The 25,739-nt window shown below is 42.1% G+C and carries 25 protein-coding genes; 17 read left to right on the top strand and 8 right to left on the bottom strand.

Features of this window, described 5'->3' with window-relative positions:
- Positions 1 to 110: 110 nt before the first annotated feature.
- From BLR84_RS17630 to BLR84_RS17585, 10 genes are all read left to right on the top strand, one after another.
- The gene (locus BLR84_RS17630; protein WP_090470740.1) at positions 111 to 746 is read left to right on the top strand and encodes a peroxiredoxin; all 636 of its coding nucleotides are present in this window, start codon (positions 111 to 113) and stop codon (positions 744 to 746) included.
- 145 nt (positions 747 to 891) lie between these two features.
- Entirely contained in the window at positions 892 to 1,089 is a 198-nt protein-coding gene (locus tag BLR84_RS17625) for a cold-shock protein (RefSeq protein WP_076372898.1), read from the top strand.
- Positions 1,090 to 1,204: 115 nt separating this feature from the next.
- A complete protein-coding gene (locus BLR84_RS17620; RefSeq protein ID WP_176852093.1) occupies positions 1,205 to 2,443 on the top strand; it encodes an MFS transporter in 1,239 nt (412 codons plus the stop codon).
- Between the two features lie 124 nt (positions 2,444 to 2,567).
- Positions 2,568 to 3,482 (top strand): oxygen-dependent coproporphyrinogen oxidase, encoded by a 915-nt coding sequence (gene hemF, locus BLR84_RS17615; RefSeq protein WP_090470738.1) that lies wholly within the window; start codon positions 2,568 to 2,570, stop codon positions 3,480 to 3,482.
- 116 nt (positions 3,483 to 3,598) lie between these two features.
- On the top strand, positions 3,599 to 3,997 hold the full coding sequence (locus tag BLR84_RS17610) for a hypothetical protein (protein ID WP_090470736.1): 399 nt from the start codon (positions 3,599 to 3,601) through the stop codon (positions 3,995 to 3,997).
- A gap of 187 nt (positions 3,998 to 4,184) precedes the next feature.
- Positions 4,185 to 6,755, top strand: a complete 2,571-nt coding sequence (gene gyrA, locus BLR84_RS17605) for a DNA gyrase subunit A (RefSeq protein ID WP_090470734.1) — start codon at positions 4,185 to 4,187, stop codon at positions 6,753 to 6,755.
- Between the two features lie 5 nt (positions 6,756 to 6,760).
- Complete coding sequence (locus BLR84_RS17600; protein WP_090470732.1) at positions 6,761 to 7,876, top strand: tetratricopeptide repeat protein; 1,116 nt, start codon at positions 6,761 to 6,763, stop codon at positions 7,874 to 7,876.
- A gap of 8 nt (positions 7,877 to 7,884) precedes the next feature.
- Positions 7,885 to 9,144, top strand: a complete 1,260-nt coding sequence (locus BLR84_RS17595) for a tetratricopeptide repeat protein (RefSeq protein ID WP_090470730.1) — start codon at positions 7,885 to 7,887, stop codon at positions 9,142 to 9,144.
- Between the two features lie 178 nt (positions 9,145 to 9,322).
- The gene (locus tag BLR84_RS17590) at positions 9,323 to 9,754 is read left to right on the top strand and encodes a hypothetical protein (RefSeq protein WP_090470728.1); all 432 of its coding nucleotides are present in this window, start codon (positions 9,323 to 9,325) and stop codon (positions 9,752 to 9,754) included.
- 29 nt (positions 9,755 to 9,783) lie between these two features.
- Positions 9,784 to 10,071 carry a hypothetical protein gene (locus BLR84_RS17585; RefSeq protein ID WP_090470725.1) on the top strand — a complete coding sequence of 96 codons (288 nt, stop codon included), beginning with the start codon at positions 9,784 to 9,786 and terminating at the stop codon, positions 10,069 to 10,071.
- Between the two features lie 41 nt (positions 10,072 to 10,112).
- Here BLR84_RS17585 and BLR84_RS17580 read toward each other — a convergent pair whose 3' ends face one another.
- Positions 10,113 to 10,781 carry a Type 1 glutamine amidotransferase-like domain-containing protein gene (locus BLR84_RS17580; protein WP_090470724.1) on the bottom strand — a complete coding sequence of 223 codons (669 nt, stop codon included), beginning with the start codon at positions 10,779 to 10,781 and terminating at the stop codon, positions 10,113 to 10,115.
- Positions 10,782 to 10,885: 104 nt separating this feature from the next.
- Positions 10,886 to 12,718 carry a M1 family metallopeptidase gene (locus tag BLR84_RS17575; protein ID WP_255366976.1) on the bottom strand — a complete coding sequence of 611 codons (1,833 nt, stop codon included), beginning with the start codon at positions 12,716 to 12,718 and terminating at the stop codon, positions 10,886 to 10,888.
- A 217-nt stretch (positions 12,719 to 12,935) separates the two neighbouring features.
- Between BLR84_RS17575 and BLR84_RS17570 the strand changes: the two genes are divergently transcribed.
- The gene (locus tag BLR84_RS17570) at positions 12,936 to 13,850 is read left to right on the top strand and encodes an aldo/keto reductase (RefSeq protein ID WP_090470720.1); all 915 of its coding nucleotides are present in this window, start codon (positions 12,936 to 12,938) and stop codon (positions 13,848 to 13,850) included.
- Positions 13,851 to 13,859: 9 nt separating this feature from the next.
- A complete protein-coding gene (locus tag BLR84_RS17565) occupies positions 13,860 to 14,243 on the top strand; it encodes a nuclear transport factor 2 family protein (RefSeq protein WP_090470718.1) in 384 nt (127 codons plus the stop codon).
- Positions 14,244 to 14,331: 88 nt separating this feature from the next.
- On the opposite strand, the gene BLR84_RS17560 is transcribed toward BLR84_RS17565, so the two are convergent.
- Both BLR84_RS17560 and BLR84_RS17555 read right to left on the bottom strand, forming a co-directional pair.
- Positions 14,332 to 15,948 carry an RICIN domain-containing protein gene (locus BLR84_RS17560; RefSeq protein ID WP_090470716.1) on the bottom strand — a complete coding sequence of 539 codons (1,617 nt, stop codon included), beginning with the start codon at positions 15,946 to 15,948 and terminating at the stop codon, positions 14,332 to 14,334.
- Between the two features lie 547 nt (positions 15,949 to 16,495).
- A complete protein-coding gene (locus BLR84_RS17555) occupies positions 16,496 to 17,488 on the bottom strand; it encodes a quinone oxidoreductase family protein (protein ID WP_090470714.1) in 993 nt (330 codons plus the stop codon).
- Positions 17,489 to 17,683: 195 nt separating this feature from the next.
- Here BLR84_RS17555 and BLR84_RS17550 point away from each other — a divergent pair, with 195 nt between their 5' ends.
- Complete coding sequence (locus BLR84_RS17550; RefSeq protein WP_090471046.1) at positions 17,684 to 18,478, top strand: SDR family NAD(P)-dependent oxidoreductase; 795 nt, start codon at positions 17,684 to 17,686, stop codon at positions 18,476 to 18,478.
- Positions 18,479 to 18,529: 51 nt separating this feature from the next.
- On the opposite strand, the gene BLR84_RS17545 is transcribed toward BLR84_RS17550, so the two are convergent.
- A complete protein-coding gene (locus BLR84_RS17545) occupies positions 18,530 to 18,742 on the bottom strand; it encodes a hypothetical protein (RefSeq protein WP_143013931.1) in 213 nt (70 codons plus the stop codon).
- A gap of 203 nt (positions 18,743 to 18,945) precedes the next feature.
- Between BLR84_RS17545 and BLR84_RS17540 the strand changes: the two genes are divergently transcribed.
- The 4 genes from BLR84_RS17540 (at position 18,946) to BLR84_RS17525 (ending at position 22,054) form a co-directional block, all read left to right on the top strand.
- Complete coding sequence (locus BLR84_RS17540; RefSeq protein ID WP_255366975.1) at positions 18,946 to 19,389, top strand: DUF4442 domain-containing protein; 444 nt, start codon at positions 18,946 to 18,948, stop codon at positions 19,387 to 19,389.
- 10 nt (positions 19,390 to 19,399) lie between these two features.
- Positions 19,400 to 19,858: a GNAT family N-acetyltransferase gene (locus tag BLR84_RS17535; RefSeq protein WP_255366974.1), complete on the top strand. Its 459-nt coding sequence runs from the start codon at positions 19,400 to 19,402 to the stop codon at positions 19,856 to 19,858.
- A 31-nt stretch (positions 19,859 to 19,889) separates the two neighbouring features.
- A complete protein-coding gene (locus tag BLR84_RS17530) occupies positions 19,890 to 20,519 on the top strand; it encodes an RNA-binding domain-containing protein (protein WP_090471042.1) in 630 nt (209 codons plus the stop codon).
- Positions 20,520 to 20,671: 152 nt separating this feature from the next.
- Entirely contained in the window at positions 20,672 to 22,054 is a 1,383-nt protein-coding gene (locus BLR84_RS17525) for an MATE family efflux transporter (RefSeq protein ID WP_090470709.1), read from the top strand.
- 122 nt (positions 22,055 to 22,176) lie between these two features.
- On the opposite strand, the gene BLR84_RS17520 is transcribed toward BLR84_RS17525, so the two are convergent.
- From BLR84_RS17520 to kynU, 3 genes are all read right to left on the bottom strand, one after another.
- Complete coding sequence (locus BLR84_RS17520) at positions 22,177 to 23,079, bottom strand: histone deacetylase family protein (protein WP_090470707.1); 903 nt, start codon at positions 23,077 to 23,079, stop codon at positions 22,177 to 22,179.
- A gap of 130 nt (positions 23,080 to 23,209) precedes the next feature.
- Positions 23,210 to 24,064: a bestrophin family protein gene (locus BLR84_RS17515; protein ID WP_090470705.1), complete on the bottom strand. Its 855-nt coding sequence runs from the start codon at positions 24,062 to 24,064 to the stop codon at positions 23,210 to 23,212.
- Between the two features lie 159 nt (positions 24,065 to 24,223).
- Positions 24,224 to 25,501 carry a kynureninase gene (kynU, locus tag BLR84_RS17510; protein WP_090470703.1) on the bottom strand — a complete coding sequence of 426 codons (1,278 nt, stop codon included), beginning with the start codon at positions 25,499 to 25,501 and terminating at the stop codon, positions 24,224 to 24,226.
- Positions 25,502 to 25,739 lie beyond the last annotated feature (238 nt).

Genomic DNA, 25,739 nt, shown 5'->3' with positions numbered 1-25,739 from the left:
CATTTCATCATTCTGTAAATTTTGCCCCCGATTATCTTTTTACATTTTGATTTATCAATTAATGTATAGTAACTTAGTAGTCATTTATTATATATATAAACAACATAGTCATGAGTTTACGATTAGGCGATAAAGCCCCAAATTTTCAGGCAAAAACATCAGCAGGTGATATTGATTTTTACGAATACCTTGGCGACAGCTGGGGCGTGCTTTTTTCGCATCCCGGCGATTATACACCGGTTTGTACAACCGAGCTGGGTAAAACAGCCGCTTTAAAAGACGAGTTTGCCAAACGCAATGTTAAAGTGCTGGCACTAAGTGTTGACTCGGTCGAATCACATAACGGCTGGATAGGGGATATCAACGAAACACAGGGGGTAGAGGTAAATTTCCCGATCATTGCCGATGAGGATCGTAAAATTTCTGAAGCTTATGATATGATCCATCCCAATGCTTCTGTGAACGCTACAGTAAGATCGTTATTCATCATCGGTCCGGATAAAGCTGTTAAGCTGATTATTACCTATCCGGCATCAACCGGCCGTAATTTCCAGGAGATTTTAAGGGTGATAGATTCCTTACAATTAACAGCCAATTATGGTGTTGCCACACCTGCCGATTGGAAGGACGGAGAGGACGTTGTTGTTGTGCCGGCTATAAAAACAGAAGACATCCCGGCCAAATTTCCAAAGGGTTATAAAGCTATAAAACCCTATTTAAGGATAACTCCGCAACCAAACAAATAATTTTATTTGGTTTATTAATAATTTTATATATTTGGGAAAGGTGGATTTATCTATTCCTTCTGATTATTAAAACCATTTTATTTTCAGTTTGGCTTTAGTTATTAATCTTATACACGAATTTTTTTTTAATACGATAATTATAATTATGAAAACTGGAAAAGTAAAATGGTTTAACACACAAAAAGGTTATGGCTTCATCGTTACCGAAGACGGTAAAGATCTTTTTGTACACTTTAAAGACGTACAAGGCGGCGTAAACGCCATTAAAGATAACGACGATGTAACTTACGAAGTGGAAGAAGGAAGAAAAGGACTGCAAGCAGTAAACGTAAAAAAAGCATAGTTAACCAAAGCTCTTAAAAAAAAGACCTCTGCATACACAGGGGTTTTTTTATGTTTAAATTTTTGATTTTATATAATTCTGCTACTTTAGCCGTTCAAACGCCTATAAAAAACTTATGACAACAGCTACAGCTACCTCCGCCAAAGCTACAAGGAACATGATCTTCCTGGTTCTTGTGGCTTCACTTGGCTATTTCGTTGATATTTATGACCTGGTTATCTTTTCAATCGTACGGATCGATAGCTTAAGGGGCATTGGCATTTCCGAAGCTGATATACGCGCGCAGGGTGTATATGTTATCAATATGCAAATGTTTGGCCTGCTGCTGGGTGGTATTATCTGGGGTGTTATTGGCGACAAGTTCGGGCGCATAAAGGTTTTATTCGGGTCGATACTGCTGTATTCCATTGCCAATTTCGCGAATGGCTTGGTACATGATATCAATACCTATGCTATTGTCCGTTTAATAGCAGGCATAGGTCTTGCCGGTGAATTAGGCGCAGGTATTACCCTGGTAACCGAAACATTGAGTAAAGAAAAACGTGGGTACGGCACCATGATAGTTGCCGTGATTGGGCTTTTTGGAGCCGTAGCCGCTGCCACCATTGCCAAATACGGCTGGCGTAACGCTTATTTTGTTGGCGGTGGTTTAGGTATTGTATTGCTGTTACTAAGATTAGGCACTTTTGAATCGGGCATGTATAAAAATGTAGCCGACAGCAAGGTATCTAAAGGAAATTTATTGATGCTGTTTAATGATGGCAAACGGTTCAGAAAATATTTGTATTGCATTTTAATAGGCGCACCGCTTTGGTATGTAGTAGGTATATTGATAACTCAGGCCAAAGAGTTTGGGATAGCATTGGGTTCAAAAGAAGTATTAACTGCAGGCTCAGGCATTTTATATAGCTATGTGGGTATAGCTGTCGGTGATCTGTTTGCTGGCTTGCTGGCTCAAATTACCAAGTCAAGAAAGCTAACGATGGCTGTGTTTCTTTTACTGTCATTAGTGAGTGTTACAGCATATCTGAGCTGTAAAGGAATTACATCTTCACAATTTGTTTGGCTAAGCTTTTTTATGGGATGTACCGTTGGCTATTGGGCCACATTTGTTACCATAGCAGCCGAGCAGTTTGGCACCAATATACGATCTACAGTTACTACAACCGTTCCCAATTTTGTGCGCGGCTCTTTAATTCCCATCAACTGGGCTTTTGATGCCTTAGTAAAACATAACGGCATGATCACCAGTGGTTATATTATGATGGGGATATTAACCGTAATTTCATTATTTGCATTAAGTCAACTCAAAGAAACTTTTGGCAAAGATCTGGATTATGTAGAGATCAGCTGAGGGAGACAGTATCAAGTAGCTAGTATCAAGTATCACGACTTTTAAAAAGTACATTTACAAACTACCCGAAATCTTGATACTTGATACTAGCTACTTGATACTAAAAAAATTACTTTTACATCTTATGATCAGCAAGGAACAAATAGCCACCGATTACCAGCAAATACAGGACGAGATATGCGCGGCGCTGGAACAAACCGACGGCAAAGCCAGGTTTGAAGAAGAAAAATGGGAACGTGAAGGTGGTGGCGGTGGCAGGACCCGCATCATTCAAAACGGTAATATATTTGAAAAAGGTGGGGTAAATTTTTCCGCCGTTCATGGTCAGCTGCCCGAAAATATGAAAAGGGCCCTGCAGGTAGAGTCTGACGACTTTTTTGCTACCGGCGTATCCATCGTGATCCACCCGAATCATCCCATGGTACCCATCATTCACATGAACATCAGGTATTTTGAAATGCCATCGTCATTTGGCGGCGAACAACAACCCATCCGATGGTTTGGCGGAGGTATCGATCTTACACCGCATTATATTATCGATGCAGATGCCCAATATTTCCACAGCCATATCAAGGCGGTTTGCGACGCCTACTACCACGATTTTTATCACCGGTTTAAACTTTGGGCCGATGATTATTTTTATATCAAACACCGTAACGAAACCCGAGGCATAGGCGGCATATTTTATGACCGCTTAACAGCCAATGATGAGTTGTCATGGGATAACATCTTTGAGTTTTCAAAAGCATTGGGACGGTCGTTCATACCAATTTACACCCAACTGGTTGATCGTAACCGCAACACTGCCTTTACCGAAGAACAGCAACTTTGGCAATACCAGCGCCGCAGCCGCTATACCGAATTTAACCTGGTATATGACGCAGGCACCAAATTTGGTTTAGAAACCAATGGCCGTATCGAATCTATACTGATGAGTTTACCGCCTACCGCCAAATGGCTCTATAACTATCAGCCGGTGGCGGGCAGCGAAGAGGAAAGAACACTATCTTTACTCAAAAAGGGTATTAACTGGGCGTAAGGAAGTATCAAGCAGCTAGTATCAAGTATCACGACCGCCTAAATACGGTATCTACAATTACCAAAAAAATCTTGATACTTGATACTAGCTACTTGATACTGTAAAAACATTTACTCATGAAAAAAACGATCTTCCCTTTATTACTTATAACCCTGTTGTGTGGCTTTACAAAGAGTAAAAGTCCGCTGACGGGCCTTTGGGAGTATAGGGGAGGCCTGTTCAATGGCAAACAAGATACTGTATCAACCAGCTATAAACTGCAGCGCACTTATAACGATCTGCATTATGAGGCCAAAGTAATTGAAAAAGGACAGAAAACTTTTATTTATGAAAAAGGCGATTATAAGCTACAAGCGGATACCTGTTTTGAAACACAAACCTATTGTAACCAGCCATCAAAATTATTAGGCAAAACCGTAAAATACATCTATAACTTGAGTAATGATACCCTTAAATTACTGGCTACCTTACCCAACGGCAACAAGATCGAAGACCATTGGGTAAAAGTAAAGTGATAATTTCCGATGTGCGAATGTGCGGATTTCAGATGTGCAGATAATTTAAAGTATTTATCATCTGCACATTTGCATATTTGAAATCCGCACATCTGAAAATAACCAACTATTTTCTTAACTTCGCAGGTCGTTTAAAAAACACTTTTTAACGCGCAATTATAAGAGAAGATTCCACAAATTAATAAAAATGGCCGAAGGAACAGAAAACGATAATTCAAGCAAGGAAGACAGAATAATTTCGATAAATATTGACGAAGAAATGCGATCCGCTTACATTGATTATTCAATGTCGGTGATCGTTTCCAGGGCATTACCCGATGTTCGAGACGGATTGAAACCCGTACACAGGCGTGTGTTATACGGCATGCTTGATCTGGGTTTAAATAACAACAAACCTTATAAAAAATCTGCCCGTATTGTAGGGGAGGTGATGGGTAAATATCACCCGCATGGTGATAAATCTGTATATGATACCATGGTTCGTATGGCCCAGGAGTGGAGCTTACGCTACCTGCTGGTTGAAGGCCAGGGTAACTACGGATCAATTGACGGTGATGAGCCCGCGGCAATGCGTTATACTGAGGCACGTTTGCAAAAGCTGGCTGAGGAAATGCTGGCTGATATCAATAAAGATACCATTGATTTCCAGTTAAACTTTGACGACTCGCTACAGGAGCCAACCGTATTGCCATCTAAATTCCCTAACCTGCTGGTTAACGGAGCATCTGGTATTGCGGTAGGTATGGCTACCAATATGGCACCGCATAATCTATCAGAAGTAATTGATGCTACCATAGCATTGATCGATAACCGCCAGATAGAGGTTGCCGAACTGATGAAATATGTTAAAGGTCCGGATTTCCCTACAGGTGGTATCATCTATGGTTTTGAAGGCCCGCGCGAAGCGCTGGAAACAGGTCGTGGCAGGGTAGTGATCCGCGCCCGTGCTGAAATTGAAACACACGGCAGCGACCGCGAACGTATCATCGTGACCGAAGTACCTTACCAGGTAAACAAAGCCTTGATGATTGAGCGTACTGCCGACCTGGTGAACGATAAAAAACTGGAAGGTATATCATCCATCAGGGACGAATCGAGCCGTGAAGGTATCCGTATAGTTTATGAAATTAAACGGGAGGCCAATGCAGCTATTGTATTGAATAACCTGTTTAAATATACCGCGCTGCAAACATCATTCAGTGTAAACAACATTGCGCTGGTTAATGGCCGCCCAATGATGCTTAACCTGAAAGATCTGATCCATCATTTTGTGGAGCACAGGCATGAGGTTGTGGTACGCCGTACCAAGTTTGAGCTTTCTGAAGCAGAAAAACGCGCCCATATATTAGAAGGTTTACTGATCGCTCTTGATCATCTTGACGAAGTGATTCGCCTGATACGTGCATCACAGACACCTGATGAGGCCAGAGAAGGCTTGATGGGCCAGTTCGGTTTATCAGACATACAAGCCCGTGCCATATTGGATATGACGCTTCGCCGGTTAACCGGACTTGAACGCGATAAGATCAAAGATGAATACGCGGAGTTAATGAAGCTGATTGATTATTTAAGATCAATTTTAAATGATGAAGGCTTAAGGATGCAGATCATTAAAGATGAGCTGTTAGAAATAAAAGATAAATACGGCGACGAGCGCAGAACAGAAATGGTTCACTCATCTGCCGAAATGCAAACTGAAGATTTTATTGAGGATGAGGATGTGGTAATTACCATATCGCGCGAAGGGTATATCAAACGTACACCTTTAACCGAATATCGTCGTCAGGGCAGGGGTGGTAAAGGTTCACTCGGCAGCAACAGCCGTGATGCCGACTTTATTGAGCACTTACTGGTGGCATCAAACCACAACTATATGTTGTTCTTTACCGAATCGGGCCAATGTTACTGGCTCAGGGTGTTTGAAATTCCGGAAGGCACACGTACATCAAAAGGACGCGCTATCCAGAATATCATCAATATCCCTAAAGAAGAGAACATCAAGGCTTACATCAAGCTGCTCAGTCTGAAAGATAAAGATTACCTGGAGAATAACTTCATTATCATGTGTACCAAGAAAGGTACCATCAAAAAAACATCGTTAGAAGCTTATTCACGTCCGCGTGCTAATGGTATCAATGCCATCAACATCAACGAAGGTGATTCATTACTGGAAGCTACCTTAACTACAGGCAGCAGCGAAATAGTAATGGCATTACAATCGGGTAGGGCTATCCGCTTTAATGAGTCGACTGTTAGACCGATGGGACGTACCGCAACCGGTGTTCGTGGTATATCATTGGATAGCGATAATGATGAAGTAGTAGGCATGATCAGTATCAATGATACTGAAACAACCGTTCTGGTAGTTTCTGAAAAAGGTTATGGTAAACGTACCGATATTGACGACTACAGGGTAACCAATCGTGGTGGTAAAGGTGTAAAAACTTTAAACATTACTGAAAAAACCGGAAACCTTGTGGCCATAAAAGGTGTTACAGATAAAGAAGATTTGATGATCATCAACAAATCGGGCATTATTATACGTATTGCGGTTAGCGAGCTAAGAACCATGGGCCGTGCCACACAAGGTGTTAGATTGATTACTTTAAAAGGTAATGATGAGATAGCTTCTGTAGCGAAAATTGAGCATGACGAGGATGAAGAAGCGGAATTGGATGAAAATGCAGTAAATGACGCAGGCGATGGTGATGGCGCAGCTAATGACAGCGAAGAATCAACTACCGAAACTACTGAATAAACAATATGGGTTACCGTAAAATTATCCTGGCGGTTTTAATAACATCAATGACTACAACCTTTGCCTTTGCTCAAAGCGAAGCGCTAAAGGTTGTAGTTAATAATCTGGCTTATTACAAGCAGAAAAATGATCTGAAATATCTGGCGGCAGCCAAAAAATCGGCTGACAGCCTGATCATTACCAGATCAGATACAGCCGATCTGGAGAAGAATACCTACCGGGCATTGGTTAATTCGAGCATTCTGTATATAGATTCGCTCAATAAACTAAACCAGCCGGAGAAATTGCTGCCCGAAACCTCTACTTTGGTTGATAAACTTTCGGCCAATAAAAAAGAGTATAAGTTTCAGGCGGAAATTGATTATGCCAAGCGTTGTTTAGCGAATGTTTACATCCGCAAAGGGTTTGAGTATACCAACAACTCAGATTTTACCAAAGCACGGGAATCATTTGATAACGCGCGCAAATACGCCCCGAACTTTAAACCGGTTAACGATTACATCGCTTATTCAAACAATAAGGCCGGTAACCTGGTTGATGCAGCCAAATACTATAGCAGATTATTAGCCGTTGATAGTGGAAGGGCCGAATATATTGAAACCGCTTCCAGCATTTATAAATCATTAGGCGATACATCCAAAGCTTTAGAGATACTTCAAAAAGGGAGGAAGGTATTACCTAACGACCGTTTTTTACTGCTCGATGAGGCTAACATTTACAACAATCAGAAAAATTATAAGGCCCTGGAGCCATTAATAGGCCCTTTACTTGATATTAATGCAAATAACGCCGATATTGCATTTGTGGCCGCTAATTGTTACGACCATTTAAATAAATTTGATAAAGCGGAGTCACTTTATCTGCGTACTATTGAATTAAACAGTTCTGCTTATGACCCCGCTTTTAATTTAGGCTTGCTTTATTTAAAACAAAGTGCCAACGCGAAGGGGGGGAGTGAAGATCAGGACATAGGTCGTGCTGTACAATGGCTTGAAAAAGCTAATGAAATATCCCCTAATAACGTACAGGGCCTGAAAGCGTTACAACTGGTTTATGCTAAAACCGGTAATAAAGATCAACTTGACAAAATAAACAGTAAACTAAAACAGTTAATCAACTAAAATAAACTATGAAAATCAAACTTTTGATGGCGGGCCTGTTAGGCTTAGTTTCAGCAACAACGTTTGCACAAAAAGGTGAATTAAGCACTGCAAAAAGTGAATATGACAACTACGAAGGATTAAGAGGATCAAAAGCCACTTTAGCCGTTGCTACTAAAAGCCTTGGAACGGCCAAAACCTCTATTGACAAAGCTGCTGCTAATGAAAAAACAGCTGCCTTACCGCAAACCTTTGCTTTAAAAGGTGCTATTTATGCTGCATTGGCTGTTCAGGACACGGTTGCTGCTACATCGTTGCCTTTGTTTACAACTGCCGATGAATCATTGAAAAAAGCCAAAGAACTGGATACCAAAGGCGAGAACAAACAAGTAATAGACAACGCTTATTTAAACCTGGCTCAATACCAGTTAACCAAAGGTGTTGCCGAATACTCTGCTCAAAAGTATGATCAGGCTTATCATTCATTTGATTACTATCGTACCGTTTTACCTGAGGACACTAACGCTATTTACTATACAGGTTTAGCAGCGGCCAACGCCAAAAACTATCCGGCAGCCATAACCAATTATAACAAACTGGTTACTACTAAATACTCCAAAAACGCGGGTGTTTATATGGATCTGTCATCACTTTATTTGGCTAATAAGGATACCACCAATGCGCTTAAATCAGTTAGCGAGGGTATAACCAAATATCCTACAAATAGCGATCTGCGTAAGAGAGAGATCGAAATAAGCCTGCAAACAGGAAAAGAAAAAGAAGTAATTCAAAAAATACAAGCTGCTTTAACTGCCGATCCTAAAAACAAAACACTGTATTATTACGCGGGTTTAACTTACTCACAAACAGCAGAATCAATCATCAAGGAACAAGCTAAAGCAAAAGACCCTGCTGCTAAAAATACTTTGCAACAACAAAAAGTTGACAATTACAATAAGGCTGCCGACATGTACAAAAAAGCGTTGGAAATAGATCCAAACTATTTTGAAGCTAACCTGAACTTAGGCTATGTGATCCTTAACCCGGCAATTGACTCTTACAACGCTGCAAATAAATTACCGGCTAACAAACAAAAAGAATATGACGCGGCTATAGCTAAATCTAACGCGCAATTTGATCTGGCAAAACCATATTTGGTAAAAGCTGCTGATCTGAATCCAAAATCGATTGATGCTTTAACAAATCTGAGAACCTATTACTTAGGTAAAAAAGATAACGTTAATGCAGAAGCAACCAAAAAGAAAATTGACGCGTTGAACGGTCAATAAGATACTCATAAGGAAGAGGGGCTTTTTAATAAAGCCTCTCTTTTTAATTCTACTACTTAACATAATGTTAATTATGTGAAAAAAACATGCAAAAAAGTTTTAACTGGTAAAGCTCTTTGCCTTGATTATTCAGATTACAAAGATTACCTTGGTAGACATCATTTAAAATAACCTTGTCATGAAATACTTAGCTTTTGCGTTACTGATTTTCAGCGCAATATCCGTTCGTGCTCAAATTGTATTTGCATCACCTGACCGGAACGATTTTAAATCTATTACTTTAATAGTGAATCGTGAAGATGTTAATAGCTCACAACTAATCTTAAATGATTTAAAGCATGCACCTGTAACTCTTGTTGTCAAAAAGGATACAACGATTTCTAATGTTCGGTTAATTAAAGTTTTTAATCCGGCAATAAACGAATTGTGCTTTTTGAGTGTTCCCCTTAATCTATCTATGTTAACGCTTTATGATAGTAAATTTAAGATTGTGGCTAATTTAAATAATGATAGTTATTCCTGGCATATTGCAAATGAGGCTTCTCAGACTAAAAGTACTCCACCAATATCACCTGAACAACTTGTAAAGCTTTTTATGTTGCTGTTGTAATTTTGTACCTTTCATACAAATATTTATTTATGGATTTGGATAATGCTGAGAAAACATTTGATAATAATAAACATTTGATAGGTACGGAATATAGAGGTAAACAGATATCTACTATTTTAATTCTTGAAAAAGATGCCTCGCATAACTCAATTAGCCATGCGGCTAATGTTTGGGTTCAAGTCGGTATACATTCTCCTGATTATAGGGTTGCTGATTACGACCTGTATGTTATATATGATTTACCCACTTGGGTAAATAAACCATTAGAGTATACAACTTTGGAATCTCTACTTTTTAGATTGAATAAATCTTCATAGCTGAGACACCTAATGAATTAATTTTGCGCTATAAAAAACGTTTATTCAGGGCTAAACAACTTCCAATGTCCTTCGGAGATAACTTCTATGGTACCGTCGGTCACTTTAATGGCGGTCTGATCGTCAATCGCATATGACGGTACTGGTATCGTAGCCGCCAACTTTTCCAGGTTGGCCAGGGAATTCTCCGGAAACAACTCATAATCCAGATGTGGATGCAGCGCAAAATCAACCAGTCCCAGCGCCTTATCGCTTTCGGCTGGCAGTATATGGTTACCATAGGTGGTTCCAAAGCGGGTCATGATCATACTCCCGGCGCTCAAGCCTACATAGACCATCTTGCTTAGTAGCGACGGCAATAGATCTGCCAGTCCGGACTGCTGCATCCAGTAGCACAGATATTGGCAGTCGCCTCCCCCAACCAACAAGGCGTCAGTCTCCCGGAGCATGGGCACCCAAAGCTCTTGTTTGATGCTGGGCAGAGCCGTTAGTTCCAGCACTCCCAACGACTTCCACCCTAAATCACAAAAAGGGTCACCTAATGAGCCGCAGATCACTTTTCGAGATATTTCCGCACCACCGGCTATGCCATATATTGCGGTTGGGACAAAAAGGGCGTTGGCCTCAGCAATCGATTTGCCCAGGAGTTCAACCAGCGCATTCCGGATGCTTGGGTTGCTGATGCCAGCGGAAGTAAGAAGAAGCTTCATGATTTCTTTCCTTTTAAAAGTTGAAATTAAATCATAGATCTCGAATTTCCATAGGAAGGCCTATTAAATTATTATAGCCGTCAGTTCCACCTCCAGTAAGTTACCTATGGAGCCTCCCATCTATTATTTTGCTTATTGATATCAGCATCGTATACTGTTCCTAAAATAATTTCCTTAAGTCGCTTGTTTGTAGCGAAGGTGAAAGTTTTTGTTTTGGCGCCATTCATCCAGCAGGCGGCGCTTGAATTCAGGTATTGTTTACTACCATCCGCAAAATATATGGTCAAATGCACCGGGACAGCTTCAGTGCCTACATTGCAGACAACCAGGCTGTATATCTTATTTTTTAAGGAGACCTTACTGATAGCCAGATCGGGGACTCCCCTTTCAAAGAACCAATTTTTCCAAAACCAGTCGAGGTTCTTGCCCGATGCCGTGTTTATGCAATTAAAAAAGTCGTAAGGTGTAGGATGTTTACCCTTCCAACTGTTAATGTACGCATGCAGGGCTTTCAGAAATAATTCGTCGCCCAATATTTCTTTAACATATAAATAAGCTAATGCCGGCTTTTGATCTTTATCCAAAAACCTGGCAGCGCCCGCCAACTGGGGTGTTAGTGTCATCACGGGAACATCCTGTTCAATACCCGAATTGGTATTAATATCCGTCATATCATAATCAACCGGAATTGACTGATCAATCATTGGATGCAGATAAAACTCAGCCATAGTTGCCCAGCCCTCATCCATAAATGAATACTTGGTTTCGTTTGTTCCTACATAAAACGGAAAAATAGTATGGAATATCTCATGCGCGGTTAACTGGATAGCGTCCTTTTTTTGTTCAAATGGATTGTTGTCAACCATCATGGGAAATTCCATTTCGTCGGGCCCGTCAAATACGGTTTCGTGTGGATATGGATAAGGAATTTTAGGAAACTGATAGCTGATGGCCTGTACCGTTTTGCGGGCATAATCAATAACGGGCCTATAAGTAACATCCTGGGGATTGTATACTGCATCTACCCTTGTGCGTCTTTTACTTATAGCATCTACTATAATGCTTGATGATTGCCATATATAATGGTTACTGATACCAAAAGCAAAGTCAGTGACGTTTTCGGCTTTAAAATGCCATATATTTTGCTGGTTATCTTTAGTGATATGCCCTGCCCTTAAATCGGCTTCGCTAATAATATTCAGCACACTGTCGCTTTGTTCGGCTTTATTGATCAGGGCAGAAAACTTTGGCTGATAAACTTCCTGCTGGTTTTTAAGCATACCTGTGGCCCAAACCTGATAATTGCCCGGTACAGCTATCTCTACATCAAAATTACCATAATCGTTATAAAACTCTACCTGCCCGGTGTAGGGATACATGTTCCAGCCATCAATATCATCATAAACAGCAACTCTTGGGAAAAAATATGCCAGGAAGAAAGCTCCTGAATCTATTTGCCCTGTGCGTACAAATGACCCTTTGTTAAGGATGTAGGAATACTCCACATCAAAGTGCGTTTTGGTACCGGGGAGTAGCTTCTTAGTACGTACAAACATGTTTGTACCCCTGATAGTGTATTTTGTTGAATCGGGCGATTGCCCGTTTTGACTTACTTTTTCAATCTTTATGCCACCTGTAAGGTCTTCTTTGGCAATTGTAATTGCTTTCGGCGCGATATCCTGAAACAAATTTGGATATAATTTAAACAATATAAACTTAAGCGTATCGGGGCTATTATTGGTGTAATCCACTCCAACTGTACCTTTAAGTTCGCGGGTCAATGGGTTAAAATTAATTTTTATGGCATAATCAGCTTTGTTTTGCCAATAAAATTTTCCTGGTATCCCTGTTTTATTGCGAGTACCCTTGATATATGCTTTTTGTATGTTGATAGCTATAGGTAGTTGCTGGGCCACAGCCATTGATGTTATAAACAATAGGCAAATAAAAAATATCGGCAACTTAGTAATCATCTTTAATAAATATAACAAGGTGAATTTATAGGAATTATCCAATAACAGGTATTTTAAATTATATCATACCTAAAAATGATGTACATCACATAAATACAGCCGCCGTTCAAATGTGATGTAGGTCACGCAATGATCTTACATTTCCTGCCGTACTTTGTTATATAATCTAAATATTATAAAAATGAAGCCAGCAGATAACACCATCCATATGCCTTTACTCGGGTTTGGTACCCTGATCCCCGATAAGGCCCTGACGATAAGCGCTACCAGGGACGCGCTGGAAGCCGGATTTCGGCACTTCGACGCTGCAGAAAGATACAGAAATGAAAGCGAGGTGGGCGAAGCATTGCAGGCAGGACTTGCCGCTGGTGGTATTGCCCGTGAAGACATATTTGTAACTACCAAGTTGTGGAACACTAATCATCGTCCAGAACGTGTGGAACTAGCATTTGAGGCAAGTTTGAAGAGACTCCAACTCAGCTATCTGGACCTTTATCTCATTCACACTCCGTATGCATTTCAACCAGGCGACGACCAGGATCCGCGGGATCAGAACGGTCATGTTATTTACGACAGTGATGTGACTTTGCTCGATACCTGGAGGGCGATGGAGCGTCTTGTTGACAGTGGCAAATGCCGGGCTATCGGACTGTCTGACATTACTTTGAAGGACCTGGTACCCCTCTACGAAGCGGCACGAATTAAGCCAGCCGTAGTTCAGGTGGAATCACATCCATATCTGCCGGAAACGGAGCTGCTGGAATTTTGCCAGGAGAAAGGCATTGTGTTTTTAGCTTTTGCACCCTTGGGTCACGGGATAAGACCCGGACTGTTGGAAGATCCGGTTATTTTGGCCATTGCCGCACGGGTTAAAAAAACGCCGGCGCAGGTATTGTTGGCCTGGGCCATCCAACGTGGTACGGCTTTGCTTACCACACCAAAAACCGCTGCCCGTGCCAGAGAGAATTTCGACATCTCCCCCCTGCCTGATGACGCCTTTGATGAAATCAATAACATTCAGACCAGGCAGCGGCTCAATGACGTAGTGAAGACCGGCGTCCCTGGTTTCATTCCACAAAATAAAACTAAACACTAAGAGCAGAACATGGAAAACGAACAAATACGCGAAGCCCTGAACGCACACTGGCACGCATCGGCAACTGGCGATGTAAATGCGGAACATGATATTTATGCCGACGATGCCATCTGTTATTATCCCCAGTCGGGCGAGCGGATCCTGGGGCGAAACAATTTGCAGGCCTTGCGAAGCCATCATCCGGGTAAACCGTCGGGCTTTCAGGTTAAACGAATTATCGGGAAAGGTGATCTTTGGATCACCGAATACACCATCAACTACCAGGGGCAATCGGCATACACGGTGAGCATTATGGAGTTCAGCAAGGGTAAAGTAGTGCACGAGACACAGTATTTCGCCGATCCTTTCGAAGCGCCGGCCTGGCGAAGTCAATGGGTTCAGCAGATCACCTAATATCCGATTGAGGTTATAAAAAACGCGGCTCTTCTCCAATATGGAGAAGAGCCGCGTTTACTTAGCAGTTGAATTACTGATTCACAGATCAATTGATCTTTTCAAATCGCCATTGTTGTGCGCCTCCCCCATTATCCGAATATATCTCCACGTTATTATTGGCATCAGTTCCGCTGGTAACATCCAGGCACAATGTTGGCGCGCAGGCCGGCTGTAATTTATAATAGCCAGAGCCTACACTCACAATTTTCCATTTTTGCGCGTTGGAACCGCTATCAGTATAAATATCCACATTGGCACCCGAAGCACTGCTGCCGCCGGTTACGTCAAGCACTTTTCCGGTGGTGTGTTGCGGAGCGAGTTTGTAATATCCATTACCTAAGCTGGTTACCTGCCAGCGCTGGTTGCTGGTGTTGCCGTCGGTATAAACCGCTACGTTGGTATCATCGGCTGTTCCGCTGCCGGTAACATCTAGGTTGCGCCCGGGAGCGCAGGCTGCTTTCAGTTCATATACACCATCAGTCAATGCTGTGGTTTGATCAAAATTAAAGCTGATCACCGGTAAATTATTGGTGAAATTATACAAATACCCTACCGTAGTCCGGTTTCCATTACTCATGATCAATGATACAAATAACTCATAGTTGCCGGTAGTATTCTGAAGCTCCGAAATAGGCATGGTCACCGTAAATGAGTTGCCTGTAGGGTTAACTGACCAGGCTACAGCATCGTAGTTATTGTTGGGCTCACCATAGGTCGGTCCGGGGTCCTGGTACACATTAACAGCAGTTATGGCATCTGTAGTGGTAAAAGTTCCGGAAACTATAAAATTTCCACCGCTTACGCTGCCGTTTAAGGAGGTCAATGATGCTGATGATGTATTATAAAATGTTTTAACGGTTTTAGAAAATACCTGGCAATTATTCAAAATAGCGCTGCCTGCCCGGTTTATAAATGTAGGCGCCGAACCCAGCGTATAATTCCCGGAGCCCATCAAATTGGTGCCTAAGGTTGAATGTTCTGTATTGGTTTCGTGCGAATGTGGCAGGTTTAAACCATGACCAAGCTCATGCATCATACCACCAAACCATTTGGTGAGCAAGTTACCGTCGGTTGTTGCTTGCCCCATATATTGGATATCAAATTTGGCATAATCCAGCGCGTAACAAAATCTGCCGGTTCCGTAAAAAGGCACGTCGGCAGCATTAATATCGGGCACAGGCATAATAACAAGGTAATGATCGCTTGCTTTAAGCGTTGGGTTAGCCGTAAAATAACTGTTTATTTCCTGCTCAACCGTACCTTTATTACTATAGGTATAGGAACTCGCCGGACTCTGCCCATTAATCACAATGATACGAACGGATGAGGTATCAGCAGTCTTTACAAACATACCGAACGTTGAATTGTAACCGTTCCGGATCATGTTCGACCGGTAAAATTCCTGCCCCCAGCGCAATAACTTACTTAAGCGGGTTTGATAATTGGTAATGGCCGTGCGGTCTGAGGGTACAAAATAAACCACATTCAGGCTGTAGGCATTTTCCGAGGTGTAATCGCCGCTTACTACTTTGGTTTGTGGGTTTGAGCCTGCTTTGTTTGTCCCGTTGACCGAAGTATTAACCAGGTCTTTTTTACAGGAACATACAAACGTAGCCCCGCACAATAATACAATTGTTGTGAGTTTGTTTAACATCATTTTCATAGTGATTCTGGTAATTTAATTGGTTTGTTAATATTTAATATGTGTTATTCATAGAAAAGGACAATTCTACAAACCAATGGATACCTAAAATCCAGACCGTATATCACCAGGAGTTAAACAATGACGCTTAACCCAATTCAACACGCGCAAAAACAAAACGATGTTTTCACAATACAATACAATCAATTAATATTCAGCTATTTATTGGCTTACAAAAACAAGATAAAATTAAATGTTCGGGAAACATTTATTTTCTTAACACAAACGTTTGTGTTAATATTTTAATTGCCGGGAAAGCAAATTTGATTTTATTTAACTGGGCTTAAATAAATACCTATTATTCACTTAAAATCAATTATTAACAATAAAACCCATACACCAAAAACTCTGATATACATGTTTATCAGCAAAAAATAGCACACAAACGTTTGTTATTCATAAATAACCCATTATTATAATAGCCTAAATAAATAAAGGGGGATACTCTATATAAATAAAGCTCCCCCTCCTCTATCAAAACACCTTGTTATTGACTAACAAGCTCTTCTTAAAACTTCAAGAGCACTTTACCAAATGGCCTGTCCTCTATTAAATAACGCTGCGCTTCGGCAACATCGGCAATATCAAATATTTTGGCCACGATGGGTTTTATTTTGCCTTCGGCCAACAATGGCAATAGCTGATCCCATACTTGCTTTTGTTCTTCGGCGTTGAACCATCCGGAAAGACTTTGTCCTCTCATTTGTAAACCCTTCCATACAAAATCAGTTACGTTGGCTGTAAATTGTGTACCTGCTGAGTAGCCAATGGTAACCAATATGCCATTGCGGGCCAGGGAATGAAGCGCCTCTCCGGTTAAATTTCCGCCTATACTGTCAATCACCAGGTCAACCCCTTTCCCTTCTGTTATTCTTAATACCCCTTCACTGATGGTTTCTTTGGAAAGATCAATAACGTTTTCGATACCTACAGATCGCGCAGCTTCTGCCTTTTGAGTGGATCCTGCCGTAGTGATCACCAAGGGCGAGCCATAAGCTAATGCCAATTGAATAGCGGCATTACCAACAGCGCCACCTGCTCCTAATGTCAATACACTTTTGCTGCTGGTAAAATCGCCTTTATTTAAGCTAGCCTGCGCCGAGAAAAAGGCTACCGGAAATGTGGCGGCTTCTTCATCCGATACATGATCCGGCGTTTTGATCACTTCCTGCGGGTATAAAGCCAGGTATTCCTGCCAGGTTCCGTCGATGATGATCCCCCTGATCGAGCCATCGGGTGAAAAGGGTGAAATTGTAACCCTTGTCCCTTCCGGAAATTCGTTGTTACCTTTTACAATTACCCCGGCGGCTTCATTTCCTAAAACCATGGGTGGCTTTTTAGCCAGCGGTATCAGGCCTTTTCTGATGGTATTATCTACCGGGTTAACCGCGGCTACATTTATTTTAACCAATAACTGTCCTTCTTTTAGTTCCGGGATATCCAGGTCAACTACTTTCAGGGTTTCATAGTCTCCGTATTCTTTAAATTGAATTGCTTTCATGTTGGTTTTTATTGTTCAAATGATCAACCGATCATTTACGAAAACAAAAATATACCGATTGGTATTATTTATTATAATTGGATTGTCACAGTTTTAAATTTCATTTTGTCAGCACTATTCCATCTTTTGTTTGTAATGATATATGCTGACGAGACATTGGGTACTTTTAATCATCAATTCAACTATAGAAAAAACATGAATCTTCAACTCAAAAACAAAGTAGCTTTAGTAACCGGTTCAACAGCCGGGATTGGTTACGCAATAGCAAAATCATTAGCCAACGAAGGTGTAAAAGTATACGTGAATGGTCGTACAGACGAACGTGTTAAAGCCGCGGTAGACCAGATCAAAAAAGACACTGGTAACAATGATGTTTACGGCCTGACCGGGGATATGGCCAACAAGAGCGATATCGATCAAATCACCAGCAAACTACCCGAAGTTGATATCCTGATCAACAACGTAGCTATTTTTGAACCCAAAGCATTTAAAGATATAACCGACGAGGACTGGCTTAAATTTTATGAAGTGAACGTGCTGAGCGGCGTTCGGTTTTCCAGGGCATATTTTGATAAAATGCTGCAAAAAAACTGGGGACGGATCATTTTCATCTCCAGCGAATCGGCTATACAGATCCCTGAAGAAATGATCCATTACGGCATGACCAAAACCGCGCAGGTAGCCATAGCACGTGGTTTGGCCGAATTAACCAAAGGCACTAACGTAACCGTAAATTCCATTTTACCAGGCCCTACCCGCTCTGAAGGTGTTGGCGGTTTTATTGATAAGCTTGCCGCCGAAAAAAACCTGACCGCCGGTCAAATGGAAAAGGAATTTTTCCAAAACATGCGCGGCACATCCATCATTCAGCGCTTTACAGAAAGTGATGAGATCGCCAACCTGGTTACTTATATAGCAAGTCCGTTGTCATCAGCAACCAATGGCGCTTTGTTAAGGGCCGACGGTGGTGTTATTAAAAGCGCGTTTTAATAAATAATCCCCGGATAAATAGCTCGTCCGGGGATTATTTACAAAGCTGTTTTAGTGAACAGGCTTTTTGGTGGTGTCTTTTTTAGTGGTGTCGGTTTTTGCGGAGGTATCCTTTTTAGCTGTATCGGTTGCTGCCGGGGCCATTTTTGAGGTATCGGTGCTGGTGCTATCTGATCCACTGGTTGTTTTTGAAGAACTGCAGCCTGCTGCTATTGCCCCTATCATTGTCGCGACTAGTGCCAGACCTAAAATTTGCTTTTTCATTTTATCAGTATTTAAATTAATTGTCAATTTTTGTTCGAACATACTATTAACCCTACATTAACAATATTGTTTAAGTTAAATTTTTATCAGGTAATCAAAGAGCAAGCCCACATCTAATTTTACATAACAAATGCAATTAATTTCTTATAAATTTCAGATATTTAAGGGCTATGGTAGTATCTGAACGAATGTTAAAGTGGGCGATGCGTCTCTACCCTCCTCTTTTGTTGCAGCGTATCTGGGTGGTGAAATTTGATAAGGGATTTAAAGGTGTTCAGGTAAAGATCATCAAAAGCATCCTGAATAAAAATTATAACAATGCCATTTTCGGCGGCACTATTTTTTCGGCTGCCGATCCGTTTTACCCGGTATTGTTTCACCAGTTGCTTATTCAAAAGGGGTATAAATTAAAGGTATGGTCAAAATCATCATCCATCCATTATTTAAAACCGGGCGCATCCAATCTTTATTTTTCGATCACTTTAACCGACGCAGAAATTGAACATGCAGAAATGATATTAAACACCGAAGGCAAATATATGGCACATCACCCTATTGATATTTACAATAAAGATGGCGAAATATGCGTATCTGTAATGAACGAGGTGTATTTGCGCAATTTAAATTTTACAAGTACAAGCTTATAATTCTATCTTAATGACTACATATATGAACGATGAGGTCTTTATCAAAAAAGGCTTCCTGATATCTACCGATAAAAACTTACTTAACGTTGATGTGATCTTTAATTATCTGAATGACGACTCCTACTGGGCGCAGGGTATCCGTCGCGAAGTACTGGAAAAGGGCATTGCCAATTCCATGTGCTTTGGCGTTTATCAGCAAGATGTTCAGGCAGGTTTTGCACGGGTAGTTACCGACAATGCCACTTTTGGCTACCTGTGCGATGTTTTTATTTTGCCCGAGTTCCGTCAAAAAGGCCTGTCCAAATGGCTGGTGCAAACAATTGTTAAACATCCCGATCTGCAAGGATTAAGGAGATGGTCATTAGCTACACTTGATGCGCAGGGCTTATATGGCCAGTTTGGGTTTACCCCAATAATCCATGCTGAAAGATGGATGGAAATACATACCCCCTATATTAAACCTCAGTAATCAGTTTAACAAACAGGATAACAGCGCTAACATGAACCATATCAAAAAATTGATATTTGAGGGCGAAGGTGTAACACTCGACTTTAAAAAAACAATTACCAGTTGCGAAAAAATTGCCCGTACCATGGTATCCTTTGCTAACAACAAAGGCGGCAAGCTATTGATAGGCGTTGCCGATGATGGTACTATTAAAGGCGTAAAATCTGAAGACGAGGAACGTTATATGATCACTAAAGCGGCACACATGTTTGCCAGGCCTGCTTTGGAACCCATATTTGATGAAGTTTATGTAGACGACAAACTGGTATTGGTTGTGGATACCCCCGCAAGTGACCTGAAACCTCACTACGCCCTGGCCGAAGATGGCAAATGGTGGGCCTATGTAAGGGTAAAAGATAAAAGCGTACTGGCCAGTAAAATTGTGCTGGAAGTACTTAAACGATCATCAAGCGACGAAGGCGTATTGATTGAATACTCCGAAAATGAAAAATCATTGTTACAATACCTCGAACTAAATACCCGCATCACCATTAAAGAGTGTGCCGAACTGCTAAAGATCGGTCGACGACGAGCGCAACGCATCCTTGTCGACTTAATATTATCGGGACTTATCCGTATTAATACCACTGAAAAGGAAGAATTTTATACGGTAAGTTCATAAGCTTAAAGCCGAAGGCAGAAAGCTACAAAAACTTCAAACTATTACCGGCGATTGACCCGGAGGGTAAAATATTTATATTAAGTTTGCTAATAATCAGCAATGCAGCTTTTGGCTTTTGGCCTTAAGCTTTCTGCTCTCCTGTACCTCAATAAATGAAAAGCGTTTTCCTGAAATACAAACCTTATTATGGCGAAAGCCTTAAACTGGCTATCCCCGTAGTGATATCACAGCTGGGGCATACCCTGGTTCAAATGTCCGATTCTATTATTGTGGGTCATTTTGCGGGCACGGTTTCTTTAGCTGCGGTGTCGCTGGTGAACAGTCTTTTCATGACCCCACTGGTTATCGGCATGGGTATTTCTTATGGCTTAACGCCACTCATCGCGCAAAATAATGGTCGCGGAAATTTCAAAGAATGTGGTCTGCTGCTTTCCAATAGTTTATTTTTAAATATGCTGAGCGGCATCCTGCTGTTTGCCGGTATCTACTTTGGTACCATGCTGCTCATCGGTCATTTGGATCAATCGCCGCAGGTGGTCACCGAGGCCAAACCTTATTTACTGCTGCTCAGTTTATCATTGATACCACTGCTTGTATTCAATACCTTTAAGCAATTTGCCGAGGGCCTGGGTTTTACCAAACAGGCCATGCTCATATCCATCTGGGGTAATTTGCTCAATATATGTCTTGGGGTAATTTTTGTAAAAGGCTTATTCGGTGTTCACCCTATGGGGATCAAGGGTGTAGGTTATAGCACCCTGATTGATCGTTGCGTGATGGCTATTGTGATGGCCATATACGTTTTAAGGTCGCCTATATTTAAGCAGTACCTGAAAAGCTTTGCCATTAAAAATATCGACCGCTTGCGGGGTATCCAGATTATGAAGATCGGCGCGCCGGTGGCTTTGCAGTATACGTTTGAAGTAAGCGCTTTTGGCGGGGCCGCCATTTTGGTAGGCGTTATCGGGCTCGATCAGCAGGCAGCGCACCAGGTGGCTATCAGTCTGGCCGCCATGACCTACATGATGGCCAGCGGTATATCTGCCGGGGCAGCCATCAAATCAGGCAACTATTTTGGCGCAGGTCATCATCAAAACCTCCGACTGTCGGCCATCTCCAACTATCACATTGTGCTGGCATTTATGGCGATCACAGCCCTGATATTTACCTTCGGCAGGCATCTGTTACCCTGGATAATCACTTCCGATCAGGCTGTTATTGATATTGCAGCACAGTTACTTATCATAGCAGCGTTCTTTCAGTTATTTGACGGCGCGCAGGTAGTGGGTCTCGGTATACTCCGTGGCATGGGCGATGTAAACATCCCTACTATTTTTACTTTTTTGGCTTATTGGGTGGTAGGTTTACCGGTGGGTTATCTATTAGGAATCAAATTTAACCTGGGAGTTAACGGAGTTTGGTATGGCTTGACGCTGGGACTGGCAACAGCTTCGGTGTTGTTATTTATCCGCTTTAACATCATCAGCAAAAAGCACCGGCGAGATAATACGATCCCGATATTGGCGAGGGATTAAAAGCAACCATATGCTAACATAACTGTCATTTCGAACGAGGTACGAGGAGAAATCTTCTACTTCAGACTCATCGCTCGCAAAAGATCTCTCACTATCGTTCGAGATGACAATACTTTATATTATTAGAAATACAGATCAGCCGCTACTTTAAAAGTATTGCAATGCGCCTCCACAATATCTTTGATCTGGGGCGAATATCCACCGCCCATGCTTACCTGCACCGGTAAATTATTGACAATGCATTGCTCAAACACAAATTTGTCGCGAGCTTTGCAGCCTTCTTTGCTCAGCGCGAGTTTGCCCAATTTATCGGTAGCCAGGATATCAACACCCGACAGGTAGAATATAAAATCGGGTTTTTGTTGTTCAATCAAACCGGGCAGCGTATCATACAGGATGCTTAAATATTCATCATCCTCAACCCCATCTGCCAGCGGGATATCCATGTTAGATGTTTCCTTGCGCGAGGGAAAATTGTTTGCGCCATGCATCGAGAACGTAAACACCCGCGGCTCGTTTTCAAAGATCTGGGCGGTGCCATTACCTTGATGTACATCTAAATCAATAATTAAGATAGATGATGCTAAATTATTATCCAATAGCCAATTAGCTGCGATAGCCTGATCGTTTAACAGGCAGAAACCTTCACCCCAGTTACTACCCGCATGGTGCGTACCGCCGGCCACATTAAAGGCAATGCGGTTATCAAAAGCAAACCTGCAGCCATTTATAGTTCCTTTCGCTATCCTGATCTCGCGCTCCACCAGCCGGGCCGATAAAGGAAAACCTATGCGGCGCTGCTCCTTGAGCGACAAGGTCAGGTCGCGCAGTTGGTGCCAGTAATCTTTGTCATGGGTTTGCAGGATAATATCTTCCGAAAGCACATCAGGCGAAAACAGGTTATCCTTATTGATCACCCCTTCATGCAGCAATTGAGCCGGTATCAACTCATACTTCAGCATCGGGAAACGGTGCCCTTCGGGAAGCGGGTGCGCGTATATAGGGTCGTAAGCTATTTTGAACATACTTTATTATTAAACCTAAAACTGGTTGTCACCCTGAGCTCCGTCGAAGGGTAGAGCGCAGAGGCCGCCCCACCATGCTTCGACGGAGCTCAGCATGATATCCTTTTTACCAGTGTTAAAACCTACCCTACTAAGCCAATATCTCCCCCACATGCTTCTCGATATTCTCGCAGATATTGTCGAGTGGCAGGTCATTGGCGTCATAGCCAAAAGGATCTTCAATTTCCTCGGCCAATAGTTCAATACTGGCAAAAACAAACAGCACAAAAGCAATCACGGGTACAATAAAATACTTCAGATCAAATGCCCAGGTAAAGGGCAAAGTCATGATATAGGTAAAGATAAACTTCTTGATAAACACATTATAAGAAAAAGGAATAGGTGTTTTTTTGATGCGTTCACAACCACCACAAATATCTGTAAATGAAGTTATTTCTGCCGTAATGCTAAACAATTGCTCCGGATTAATTACGCCACTTTTATTAAGCTTGTATACGTTTTCAATGATAGCAGAGGCCACCTGGTTGGGCACATGTTTTTGCGGATCGATAGTAATAAACCCAGATTCCTCGGGCACATACTTATCCCTTAAATGATCCCGGAGCGAACGTGCGTAAAGCGGTATGGTATAGTTAAAAAACGCGGCGTCATTTTCGCCAACCAGGTGTTTCAGTTTAATAGCCAGATTGCGGCTATTGTTGGTGAGGCTACCCCAGATCTTGCGCCCCTCCCACCAGCGGTCATACGCCGAGTTGATGCGAAAGGCAAGCAATAAGGAAAATACAAAACCAATGGTTTGATGAATATAACTCACCTTCCGGAGCAAACTGGTATCCGGCAGATGCCAGAAATCAATCAAAAAGTAAGTCACCACCCCAGCGTATGCACCCACGGCCAGCATCAGCGGAAACAACTCCCGCATAGTATCGGCCTTATTAACCTTGAAAATAAAAGAAAACCACTCTTTAGGATTGTAATAAACCATTTGTTATTTTTTTAATATCGTCAACCTGTCATTTCGAACGAGGAACGAGGAGAAATCTTCTACGATTATCCATGCGAACTTTACAGGGCGTAAAAGATTTCTCCTCACCCTCTTTCGCTACCCATCACCGTTCGTTCGAAATGACATTTTTTATTTTTATTATTTTATCGCGGCGGCCATGTGCTGTACCGCCTGGTAAACATCCTGAAAACTGTTATAAAGCGGCACTGGGCTCAGCCTGATCACATCGGGTTCGCGCCAGTCGCCTATTACGCCGTTATCTGCCAGGTATTGAAAAACCGCTTTGGCATCCCGCTTACAAACTACCGATAACTGGCAGCCTCGCTGCTGCGGATTAGCGGGCGTAATGATCTTAAAGACCTCCTCGCCCTGCACTCTATTCAACTCATTTATCAAAAACTCCATATAGCCCGTTAAAGCCACGCTTTTCTTTCGCAGGATATCAATACCGCCCACATCATCGAAAATAGCCATAGAAGCTTTAAATAAAGCCAGGAGCAATATAGGACTCGTGCTTACCTGCCAGCCATCGGCACCTTTGGCGGCATCGAAGCCCGGCGCCATCAAAAAGCGCTTATCTTCCCGATAACCCCACCAGCCTGCAAAACGATCTAATTCCTGATTATCAAAATGCTTTTCATGCACAAAAACACCACTGATACCACCCGGACCTGAGTTCATATATTTGTACGAACACCAGCAGGCAAAATCAGCACCCCAGTCGTGCAATTTTAGGGGAACGTTACCAGCAGCATGTGCCAGATCGAAACCCGCATACGCGCCAGCTTTATGAGCCGCAGCGGCGATAGACTCCATATCAAACAGCTGACCGGTATAATAATTGATACCGGCAAACATCACCAGCGCCAGTTCATCAGCATGCTCATTGATGGTTTTGATGATATCTTCGGTGCGTAAAGTAAGCTCTCCTTCCCGTGGAAAGATCTCAACGATAGCCTCCTTTGGATCAAAGCCATGGAAAAGAGTCTGGCTTTCCATCGCGTACTGATCTGAAGGGAAAGCTCCTCCTTCCATAATAATTTTAAACCTTTTACCATTTGGCTTATAGAAACTTACCATCAGTAAGTGAAGATTTACTGTAAGTGAATTCATTACTGTAACTTCGCTTTCCTGCGCGCCAACTATACTGGCTATGGATGATGAAAGTTGTTTATGATAATTAAGCCAGGGATCATCACCCTGAAACCAACCCTCTACCGCGAGGTTCTGCCAGGCACTCAATTGGTCGGCTATATATTTCCCTGCCGAAGCCGGTTGCAGGCCCAAAGAATTGCCGCATAAATAAACCGCGTCGGCACCCTGGTGCTGCGGAATTAGAAAACGGCTCCTGAAATTTTTTAGCGGATCAAGTCCATCCTGCTCCAAGGCAAATGCTAAACTGTTCTGATAGTTCATCGGCCAAAGATAATTAATTAGTGAGTGGCGAGTAGTGAGTGGTGAATAGTTAATTTTTGTGAATTATTGAATTTGCTTCCTTTTTAAATAACCCCTGCGCAGTCGCTCGGCTCCAGCCGAGTGACGATTATCAACAGGCCTCCGGCCTGCGAATTAAGCAAATAAATTAGACACGGCGGCCAGAGGCCGGGCAATATTAATCACTCGGCAGGAGCCGAGCGATTGCGGACAATTTGTT

It is taken from the genome of Mucilaginibacter sp. OK268 (assembly GCF_900103125.1).
In the GTDB taxonomy this organism is placed as follows: Bacteria; Bacteroidota; Bacteroidia; order Sphingobacteriales; family Sphingobacteriaceae; genus Mucilaginibacter.
Note: the sequence above shows the minus strand (reverse complement) of the source record. Positions and strands in the feature narration are given on the sequence as shown.

What these genes read in the sequence shown, in the direction of transcription:
- BLR84_RS17570 (WP_090470720.1), top strand. Translation starts at nt 12,936, where the DNA reads ATGAAGCCAGCAGATAACACCATCCATATGCCTTTACTCGGGTTTGGT.
- hemF (WP_090470738.1), top strand. Translation starts at nt 2,568, where the DNA reads ATGATCAGCAAGGAACAAATAGCCACCGATTACCAGCAAATACAGGAC.
- BLR84_RS17515 (WP_090470705.1), bottom strand. Translation starts at nt 24,064, where the DNA reads ATGGTTTATTACAATCCTAAAGAGTGGTTTTCTTTTATTTTCAAGGTT.
- BLR84_RS17520 (WP_090470707.1), bottom strand. Translation starts at nt 23,079, where the DNA reads ATGTTCAAAATAGCTTACGACCCTATATACGCGCACCCGCTTCCCGAA.
- BLR84_RS17595 (WP_090470730.1), top strand. Translation starts at nt 7,885, where the DNA reads ATGAAAATCAAACTTTTGATGGCGGGCCTGTTAGGCTTAGTTTCAGCA.
- BLR84_RS17555 (WP_090470714.1), bottom strand. Translation starts at nt 17,488, where the DNA reads ATGAAAGCAATTCAATTTAAAGAATACGGAGACTATGAAACCCTGAAA.
- BLR84_RS17560 (WP_090470716.1), bottom strand. Translation starts at nt 15,948, where the DNA reads ATGAAAATGATGTTAAACAAACTCACAACAATTGTATTATTGTGCGGG.
- BLR84_RS17550 (WP_090471046.1), top strand. Translation starts at nt 17,684, where the DNA reads ATGAATCTTCAACTCAAAAACAAAGTAGCTTTAGTAACCGGTTCAACA.
- BLR84_RS17610 (WP_090470736.1), top strand. Translation starts at nt 3,599, where the DNA reads ATGAAAAAAACGATCTTCCCTTTATTACTTATAACCCTGTTGTGTGGC.
- BLR84_RS17585 (WP_090470725.1), top strand. Translation starts at nt 9,784, where the DNA reads ATGGATTTGGATAATGCTGAGAAAACATTTGATAATAATAAACATTTG.
- BLR84_RS17545 (WP_143013931.1), bottom strand. Translation starts at nt 18,742, where the DNA reads ATGAAAAAGCAAATTTTAGGTCTGGCACTAGTCGCGACAATGATAGGG.
- gyrA (WP_090470734.1), top strand. Translation starts at nt 4,185, where the DNA reads ATGGCCGAAGGAACAGAAAACGATAATTCAAGCAAGGAAGACAGAATA.
- BLR84_RS17630 (WP_090470740.1), top strand. Translation starts at nt 111, where the DNA reads ATGAGTTTACGATTAGGCGATAAAGCCCCAAATTTTCAGGCAAAAACA.
- BLR84_RS17590 (WP_090470728.1), top strand. Translation starts at nt 9,323, where the DNA reads ATGAAATACTTAGCTTTTGCGTTACTGATTTTCAGCGCAATATCCGTT.
- BLR84_RS17530 (WP_090471042.1), top strand. Translation starts at nt 19,890, where the DNA reads ATGAACCATATCAAAAAATTGATATTTGAGGGCGAAGGTGTAACACTC.
- BLR84_RS17620 (WP_176852093.1), top strand. Translation starts at nt 1,205, where the DNA reads ATGACAACAGCTACAGCTACCTCCGCCAAAGCTACAAGGAACATGATC.
- BLR84_RS17600 (WP_090470732.1), top strand. Translation starts at nt 6,761, where the DNA reads ATGGGTTACCGTAAAATTATCCTGGCGGTTTTAATAACATCAATGACT.
- BLR84_RS17525 (WP_090470709.1), top strand. Translation starts at nt 20,672, where the DNA reads ATGAAAAGCGTTTTCCTGAAATACAAACCTTATTATGGCGAAAGCCTT.
- BLR84_RS17540 (WP_255366975.1), top strand. Translation starts at nt 18,946, where the DNA reads ATGCGTCTCTACCCTCCTCTTTTGTTGCAGCGTATCTGGGTGGTGAAA.
- BLR84_RS17565 (WP_090470718.1), top strand. Translation starts at nt 13,860, where the DNA reads ATGGAAAACGAACAAATACGCGAAGCCCTGAACGCACACTGGCACGCA.
- kynU (WP_090470703.1), bottom strand. Translation starts at nt 25,501, where the DNA reads ATGAACTATCAGAACAGTTTAGCATTTGCCTTGGAGCAGGATGGACTT.
- BLR84_RS17535 (WP_255366974.1), top strand. Translation starts at nt 19,400, where the DNA reads ATGACTACATATATGAACGATGAGGTCTTTATCAAAAAAGGCTTCCTG.
- BLR84_RS17580 (WP_090470724.1), bottom strand. Translation starts at nt 10,781, where the DNA reads ATGAAGCTTCTTCTTACTTCCGCTGGCATCAGCAACCCAAGCATCCGG.
- BLR84_RS17625 (WP_076372898.1), top strand. Translation starts at nt 892, where the DNA reads ATGAAAACTGGAAAAGTAAAATGGTTTAACACACAAAAAGGTTATGGC.